Source organism: Amycolatopsis sp. NPDC059021 (assembly GCF_042739895.1).
GTDB lineage: Bacteria > Actinomycetota > Actinomycetes > Mycobacteriales > Pseudonocardiaceae > Amycolatopsis.
On record NZ_JBHYIQ010000003.1, the window covers coordinates 94246 to 102220 of the forward strand.

General features: G+C 64.5%; 1 protein-coding gene. It reads left to right on the plus strand.

Annotated features, from left to right (window positions below; all coding sequences use genetic code 11):
- Positions 1-653: 653 nt before the first annotated feature.
- A partial coding sequence (locus ACFWX1_RS02335; RefSeq protein ID WP_378383007.1) for a hypothetical protein occupies positions 654-7975 on the plus strand: 7322 nt, incomplete at its 3' end.

The window sequence follows — 7975 nt, forward strand, 5'->3', positions numbered from 1 at the left end:
GCGGGAGGTTTTCGGAGATTTCGGATGAGGTTCGGGGGGAGGTGTTGAGGTGGCGGGAGGGTGGCGGTGGTTTTGCCACGTTGAAGGATCTTTTGGAGGCGCGGGGGGTATCGACGGAGAAGCTTGGTCGTCGGTTCAAGAATTCGGCTGTGGGTGATTTGGTGCGTGAGTGGGTTTTGGGGATTCCTGTGGATGTTGTCGCGCGTAGGGTCGCGGAATTGTCCGGTGACCTGGTCCATAGTTCCACTGTGTCGGAGATTCGGAGTAAGGCGGACCCTGGTGTGGTCGGGAGGTTTTCGGAGATTTCGGATGAGATTTGGGAGGAGGCGTTGAGGTGGCGGGAGGGTGGCGGTGGTTTTGCCACGTTGAAGGATCTTTTGAAGGCGCGAGAGGTTTCGACGGAAAAGTCGAAAACTGGCTCGTTCAAGAATCCAGTTGTGGGTGACTTGGTGCACGAGTGGGTTTTGGGTATGCCCGTGGATATTCGCAGGCGCGAGGTCGCGAAATTGTCCGGTGGCCTGGTTCATTATAACACTGTGTCGGATATTCGGAGTAAGGCGGGTCTTGGTGGAGATGGGGATTTTGTGGAGATTTTGGATGAGGTTTGGGGGGAGGCGTTGAGGTGGCGGGAGGGTGGCGGAGGTTTTGCTACGTTGAAGGATTTTCTGGAGGCGCGGGGGCTGTCGACGGATAAGCATGGTGGTCGGTTCAAGAATTCGCTTTTGGGTGATTTGGTGCGTGAGTGGGTTTTGGGGATTCCAGTGGACATTGGTCAGCATAAGGTTGCAGAATTGTCCGGCGGCTTGATCCACTATGGCACTGTTTCCAGGATTCGCATTAAGGCGCGTCGAGATGCGGCCGGCGAGACCGGTGAGTCTGCGGGATTGCCCAGTACGCGGCCGACGGGACGGTCGTCGGATGCTGCCGGGGATGGTTCACCGGTGTTGACTGGTTCTGATGTTCGCAGGCTTCGGCTTAAGAAGGCGAAGATCGACGGTCGTCCGGATGCTGCCGAGGACTTTGTGGCTGGTGTGGATGCGCCGGTCCGGACGGTGTCGGAGGGGGCGTCGGGCGCCGCCGGGGACACGCCGGTGGCCGATTCTGCTGTGCGGACCGGCGGAGGCACGGAAGAGTCGCCGGAGAAGACGGCGGAATATATCCGCGAGCATGTTCCCGATTATGTGCGGCACAATCGTGCCGCGGGTTCGACCACGGTGAACAAGACGCTCGTGCAGGTTTCCTTGGAGGATCTGCTGGCCAGGCTCCTTCCCGGTGTGCGGTGGAAGAATCTCGACGCTCTCCAGGCGCAGCTGGATGTGAAGCCGCAGCAGTTCGTCGGTGAGGGTAAGCGGCTCACGCTCACGACGGTCGAGGGCGAGATTTACGAGTTGAAGTTGCGGACCGGGTTTGGCATTGATGACCCGGGTTTGAAGCCGCTGAAGGAATCTAAGACGAATGCGACGACGCTGAAGTCGAAGGATAAGCACGAAGTTTCCGGTAATGACGGTGTTTTTCATGACAACAGTGTCGGGTTTACCGTTTCGTCAATGACGCCTGTGGGTCCGATGGTGATCGCCACTCCGCGTCTGCAGATTTCCCCGGATCAGCCGCAGGACACCCGGTTGAAGGCGGAATTCGGTAATTCCTATCAGGTCGATCTGGGTGCGATGCATACCGTCGAGGCGCCGATGTGGGTTGTCGCGTCGTTGCGTGACGAGAGCGACAGGGTGGTGACCTCGGAGCACAGTGGTCCGGGCGGTGAGGTTCGTGGCGTCGGCATGGTGAATGTGTCGGTTCCGATCGAGCGGGCCGTTACCCCGGATCCCGCTCCCGCGGTGCTGGCCGTCGCGCGCGATGGCGTGCCGGGGCTGGCGATCAAGCTGGCGGATCAGGCCGCGCTTGCCGAACAGGGTATCCACCGTCTTGAGCCCGATGCGAAGTTGCCGTCCAAGTACGCTCCCGAGATTGTGGTGGTGCACAACGCGCCGTCGAGTAAGGACTTCTTCGGTCAGGTCGTCGATCAGCTGCGTGCGCAGTACGGCGAGAAGTACGACAAGGTGTTCGCCGTCGGTTCGTATGGCAGGGAGCTGCTTCAGCAGTTCCTTGGCGAGGAGAATCTGCTGGCCGAGCTGCGGCGGGAGTCGGCGAATGAGGCGTATCCGCATGCGGAGGCCGGCTGGTTCCGTTCGCCGCCGCTGTATAAGGGCCGCAACGCCAGGGGTTTTGAGTTCTTCACCCGGGTGACGCAGCTGGAAGCACGTCTGGTGCCGAAGTACTACGTCGTCGGCGACGGTGCCAAGCGGGAGATCACCGACACCGATCGTGCCCACCTCGAAAACTCGGACGAGAAGGCGGTCAGCCGCAAGTGGGGTCTTGAGCTGGGTGTGGGTGTGGGTGCGAATATTCTGCCTCCTGTCGTGAAGCTTTTCGGAGGGGCGAGTTTCGGTACGAGTAAAGGCAAGACGCATGGGCGTGCCTCGACCCGGTCGACTGCGGTCAAGAACGCTCTGGCGGGTAAGGAGGACGTGAAGGACGTCCAGGTCGTTTATGAGCTGCAGGTGCGTCCGATCGGTGAGAAGGGCAGGCCGCTGCATGGCGCGGTGACCGCGCAGCTGTCGGCGCCGGCAGGGCAGGTGGACCGGATCGGCAAGCCCGGGATGGAGTCCGGTGAGGAGTTCCGTTCCGGCGATGACCGGGTGCGTTACGGGCCGTCGGAGATGGAGCACCGCAAGTATGTGCCGGGCCGGGTCGAGGGTGTTTCGCAGGATGACACGACGTGGTTCTACGAGACGATCGTGCCGATGTTGCGGCAGATCCCGCCGGAGCTGCGCAAGCGTTACTATTTGAGTTCGAGTGACTTCTTGAAGCAGTTCGATGATCCCACGATCGCCAGGCCGGGGTTCTTCACCAAGGCGCTTGAGGCGTTCGGTGTCAGCCGGAGCCTGCTCACTCCGAAGATCGCGGCGTTGCTCTCGCCTGATGCGGAGTTGCGGAAGACCTTGTCCCCCCGTGAGATCACGGCGTTGATGAACCTCATTCTCAGCGAGAAGGGGCTCAAGATCCACCTGAAGCACAAGAAGTTCGGCCACAACTACCGCTTCACCGTGGTGCTGCGTGGCGAACTGGGGTCGATGCGGGACGGCCCCGAGATCAAGGCTGAGGACACGACCCAGACGTTGCGGACGAAGGACCTGGAGTCGGTCACCAAGAGTTCGTCCACCGACCGGACGGCCTCGCTCGCCTTCCCTCAGCTGCGTGCCATTGTGCGTGCGATTCCGCATGCCCCGATGTACTTCGTCGCCGGGCCGACGGGTACGTGGACGAAGTCGGAGTCGGTGAGTGTCAATCGGAGTTCGGGCAGCAATGTCGACTGGAAACGGGGCGATACGCTCGATGAGAAGGGCGAGCTGGGTTCGTCCAGCTTTGTCCGGTTCTCCTCCGATGTCACCTTCCGGCTGAAGGTGCTCTCGTCGTCGACGCAGAACGCGGGTCTGCGGCGCGTGCTGCCCGGCAAACGCGGCAAGCATGTCCCTAGGTCGCATGAGGTGACCGCGGCGGTGCCACCGGAGCAGCTGACCCGGACCTCCACGCTGCAGTTCGTGGTGTCGAAGAATCTGACCAGCGAGCAGCCGCCTCCGCCGCCGAGGGAGGTGTCGCCGTTCGACCCGGCGACCGCGCGTGAGATCGGCCCGCAGCCGTTGGAAGCGGCCTCGCGTGTTCCGGAGCGGGCGATGATCGTGTCGATGTCCGGGGTGGGCGAGATTCAGGACATGATCAAGGAGCTGGCGACCAAGGCGGTGAACGCCCGGTTGAAGGAGGGCGCCGAACCGGATCTGATCTTCAAATTCGAGCCGGGCGCGATCGACGAGTCGATCGCGCATCAGCTGTCGGAGGTGGCGTTCACCGACGATCCGAGCCTGTTCATCCGGGGCAAATTGGTGACCGGGCTCGATCATCAACGGCGCGTGGGTGTCGAGCAGGTCTCGGTGCAGCTGTCGGTCGAGCCGTCGGTGGACCGGCTGGACACGACGGTGCAGGAGTATCGGAAGCTGACCGTCGAGCAGATCGCGTCCAGCGGGTTCACCGCCGGCAGGGGGCGGGGTGCCACAGGCAGGTTCCAGACGGTGTTCGCCCTGTCCCCGACCACCTTCGATTCCCCGGCCACCACCGACGCGACCGGCGCCACCAACGGTGCCGGCGATCCGAATAAAAATACGGGGTTCTTCACTTCGCTGGTGCTGAGTTTTGCTCCTTTCTCGGTCGGTAAGAGCCGCAACACCGAGACCGGGCTGGAGAGCACAGTGCGGTTCACTGTGGAGGGAGCCGCCGAGCCGCATATCCTGGTGCACGGGTCGTTGAAGGTCACCGCGGCGGTGCAGAACATCCACACCAACCCGCTCCTGTTCGGGTTGCGTAAGCCCCGGTTCGCGCGGGCGGGCGGGGAGATGACGATCCCCGTGTCGATGTGGCTGAGCCGTAAGGATTTGTATACGACGTTGACCGATGAGCAGCGGCAGCAATTGCGTTCGGATTACGACACCTGGCAGTTGTTGTTCGGTCACGATTTCGATCATCTGCTCACCGAGGACGACACCCCGGCACCTGTCGTTCCGCCGCCGCCGTCCTACCGGCGCCCGGAAGTCCCGGCGTCCCTGCGCGAAGGTGGTGCCGCGCGCCCATCGCTGGGGGTCGGGGGTGTGTCGGAGCGTGTCGACGTGACCGGTGCGCTGGTCGAGTTGCGCAATCAGCTGGCGGTTTCGCTGGGCAGCAGGGAGGCCGCGCTCCGCCTGTTGCCTGAGCGTCTCGTGGAGCACGCCAACGACAACCTGCGGGACGCCCAGCAGTTCCTGTCCGACGTCAACCGGTCGGTGCACCAGCTGCTCAACGGGAAGGCGGTCGACCCGATCCGGCTGGAGAACCGGTTCGGCGGCCAGACCTACGACCTCACGCTGACCGCGAATCTGACGGATGTCGAGTACGCGGGGATCGAGCATGTGGACAAGCAGAAGCTCGTGAACCGGGCGAAGACCGAAACCAAGCAGACGCGTCGGCGTGACCGGGTGATCGCGACGGTGTCCCCGGCGGTCCGGGGGATGCTGCGGTTCCTGCCGGCGAGTAAGAACGGTGACGAGGCCGGTAAGGCTACGCAGGGCAACGCCGGCCTCGGTCAGCGCGCCCATGGTCAGTTCGGTGCCCGTACGCGGAAAAAGACCTACACCACCGCGCAGCAGCACCAAACGAGCGGACAGCTCTCCGGGCCGGTCCTGTCCTTCGGTGCCGGCCTGAACATCACGGCCAGCATCACCCGGCGCGGCACCGTGTATGCGACGACGGAGGTGTCCCGGCGGGTCACGGTCAACCAGCCGCTCGACGTGTCCTTCCCCGCGCCACACCAGGAGCACCTCGGGTTCACCGGGCCGTCCCGGCGCCTGCCCGACACGGCGCGGACCCGCGCGGAGCTCGAGCACTGGCGGACGCACCGGGACGACGGCACACCCACCGCGAAGTTGTCGCCGCATCGGACGCAGTCTGTGGAGCACTACTTCGGTGACGTGGAGAAGATCAAGGACGCCGCCAGGGAGGCGCTGCGGGAATCCGGCACGCAGATCACTCCCGAGATCGACCATGCGCTCGATGCGACGATCAACGCCGTCCTGATCAAGGCCGATCTGAACGATGAAGATCGTCTCAGTGTTCTTGCGAAGGGGCTGAGCATTCCACTGCCGGGCAGTGCCGGCCGGACGTTGGAGTTGCACGCCCGCATGGTGGGGTCGCGGTTCGCGAGTCTGGGCGGGGCGCGGGTCGATGGCAAGGGCGCCACCAAGGACAAGGCCGAATCGGAGGTCAAGGACGGTGACCTGATAGGGGTGGACCGGATCTCGGTGCCCTTCGGTGCGGGGCCGCAGCACGCGGGGGTCAGCCACCTGGTCAACTCGGTCTACGAGAGCAAGGGCATCCAGGCGTCTGATTCGTCCAAGCTCACCCAGTCCGCGACCCGGCATGATTACCGGACCAGCGACCCCGCCACCCGGGAGCCTTTCGACGACAAGAAGGACGAGCTGTCCCAGGTACGGCTGGTCGACCTGGACTGGGCTGTAGTTGTCGCGAAGACCAGCCGGCCGGATGTCTTCCTCGGCGGCCGTACCTTCCGCGTCCTGGACGCGGCCGCGGTCCGGATGCGCAACGACTTCGCCGAGCAGCTCACCGGTGAAGTGCTGCCGCAGTCGCTCAAGGACGCTGCGAAGGAGTTGCATGCCAAGAGCAAGGAGCTGACCACCGCGGTCGACGAGCAGCGCGGTCGCAAGCATCTGGCCGAGCAGGCGGAGAACAACCTCAACGCCGAGTCCCGGCGCCTCGCCAAGGAACTCGATGCGATCGACCGGAAGATCGAGGAACTGCCGGCGCGGATCGAAGAGGCCGAGCGGTCGGTTCGGTTGCTGCGTGCGGAGTTCGAGGAACACCAGCTTTCACTGGCCCGTGGTGTGGCGCGTGCCGCGGCGGACGAGGCACAGCGCAGGTCTGGAGAGTTCGGCGCGGCGCCGAGTTCGCCGCGTGCGGCGCTGACCGGATCGGATGTGCACGAGCGGCGCACCCAGCACGACGCTGCCCGTGCCCGCCTGGCCACTGCGGAACGTGAACTGCAACGGCTCAAGGACGAGCAGTATGCCGTGATCCACCGGCCCGTCTTCGAGGCTGACCCCGCATTGCTCGAGAACTTCACCCAGACCCGGGACGACCTGCGGGACGCGGACGCGAAGGCCCGTGCCGCGGAAGACGTCTGGTGGCAGGCGAAACGCCGCTACGACGCGGCCGTCGCGCGCAAGTACGCGAGTGATGCTGACGCGGACATGGCGCGGGCCCGGAACACGGTGGCGTTGCGTCGGCGGATCGACGAGGCCGCGGGCAAGATCACCGCATCGAGGCAGGCGGGTGAGTCCGAGGAGCAGATCCGGGACGCCGAAGGCGCTCTGCGGACGCTGAACGACACGCTCGCCTCGGGGCGGGCGTGGGGCACGATCAGCCCCGCCGGTACTCAAATCCCCCGCGCCGTGCGGGAAGACCTCGCCAGCGCCGACCCCGAACAGGACCTCAGCGACCGGATCGACGAGACGAACCAGCGGATCGACTCGCTGCGTACCGAACTGTCCACACAGGACCAGTCGCTGCAACGCACCGACGACGAAGCCACACCGCCGGCCGAGCCCTCGGCGGCGCGCGACGAGACGGACCTGACCCAGCGCGAGGCGGAACGCGACGCCGTGGCCGACCAGCTGGCCGAAGCAATCCGGCAGCGGGACCAGATGCTGACGCAGCTGCGGACCATGCGCGACGTCCCGGACGGCGAACTCTCCGGGGAGGAATTCGTCTACTCGACATTGACGGACGGGGAGGAGTTCGTCTATCCGGAACGGACGAACGACGAGGCTCAGTCGTCAGGCGACGTTCAGCCTTCCGGCGATCGCAGTAGCGAGTCGCGGGCGACGCGCCGGGTCCGGTTCGCCGACGAACTGGCCACCACCACTGCGCCTACCGCTATGTCCGATGTGGAGGGTCATGCGGAGAGCCGCGACGTTCGGAGCCGGTATCAGGATGTCTTCGGTGGGTTGACGGTGTCGCTGGATGAGGCTGGGCTGGATGCCCGGGTGGAGGGTTTGCGGGGGTTGGTGGGTGGTGAGGTCGCGGACCGGTCGGTGCAGGTTTTGGGTGATGAGCGGGTGCGTGCGCTGGTGGGTGCGGTCGACCTGCAGTTGCGGGAGTTGCCGGAGTCTGCTGCGGGATTGCGGGAACAGCTGGGGAGTCTGATTAACGATGTGGTGCTGGGGGCGTCGCTGGTTCCGGCGGGAGAACCGGCTGGGCTGACGCTCGATGGGGTGCGTGGTGTGTTGTGGCATGTGGGTGTTTCGCTGGCTCGAGGTGATGATCCGTTGTCGTTGTTGGCAGGGAGCGGGTATCGGCCGGATGGGTCGTTGGTGGA